The sequence below is a fragment of the Ferrovum myxofaciens genome (assembly GCF_000735045.1).
In the GTDB taxonomy this organism is placed as follows: Bacteria; Pseudomonadota; Gammaproteobacteria; order Burkholderiales; family Ferrovaceae; genus Ferrovum; species Ferrovum myxofaciens.
In genome coordinates this window covers 1-381 of sequence record NZ_JPOQ01000610.1, presented here as the reverse complement: position 1 = coordinate 381, position 381 = coordinate 1, and the positions used below count along the sequence as shown (strand labels likewise).

Sequence of the window (381 nt, the reverse complement as noted above, 5' to 3'; positions counted from 1 at the left end):
AAATCTCATGGGCCGGGAATCGTGGCGTTCGTCCTCTGGAAAATTCCAGCTTTTCAGGGAACAAATCGGATAGTTCGAGACCCACCGCGGTAACGATCTCATGGGCACCACATCCCGCAAAACAATAGAGCAAAATTTTCCCATCGTTTCCGGTTACGCTCAACGAAGGGCTGTTATCGTCGTGAGACGGACACTTGGCCATCCATCGACCATGGCTGGTCTTGCGAACCCCCTGAAGCCTTTCCAGCAGTTCCTCAACAGTCATGATGGGCTCCCTTTTCTTGGGCGACCACGACCTCGGCTTTCCTCCTGGATAATTTTTGGCTCAATAGTTCTGGTGTCAACTGTGCCAGTAATCTTTGCGATGTCCACCATCAACAC

1 protein-coding gene is annotated in these 381 nt (G+C 51.4%); it reads right to left on the bottom strand.

What is annotated here, in order from left to right; translation table 11 throughout:
• Nucleotides 1-265: CHC2 zinc finger domain-containing protein (locus IV91_RS0115340; protein ID WP_031599639.1), on the bottom strand; the 265-nt coding region annotated here is incomplete at its 3' end.
• Nucleotides 266-381: the final 116 nt, after the last annotated feature.